General features: G+C 66.9%; 1 protein-coding gene. It reads left to right on the top strand.

The features are described from left to right. Positions 1-226, top strand: a 226-nt coding sequence (locus tag ACPYOM_RS22800) for a hypothetical protein (RefSeq protein ID WP_481347712.1), incomplete at its 5' end; no start/stop codon positions are given. Positions 227-263 lie beyond the last annotated feature (37 nt).

Below are 263 nucleotides of genomic sequence, written 5' to 3'. Positions count from 1 at the left end.
GTACACGACGATGCGGATCCCCGACGTGCGCGTGCACGCGCGCTCGCGCAGCACGTTGCGCCTGTCGCTGGCGCAGACCGCCAACTGGTACGACTACGCGGCGCGTGTCAACGGCATGCCGGGCTGGCTGCGGCGCTTCGCCGGCCACCTGGAAAACGGCCTGCCGTCGATCAGCGATCCGGCGATGCGGGGCGCGGCGCAACTCGACCAGTATCGTATCGTTTGATCAGGAGATGTCCATGCATGTTCGCTTCCTCATGGCC

It is taken from the genome of Monashia sp. HAY1-2A (assembly GCF_056755315.1).
The sequence above is the reverse complement of the archived record's forward strand: the minus strand, read 5'-3'. Positions and strand labels throughout refer to the sequence as shown.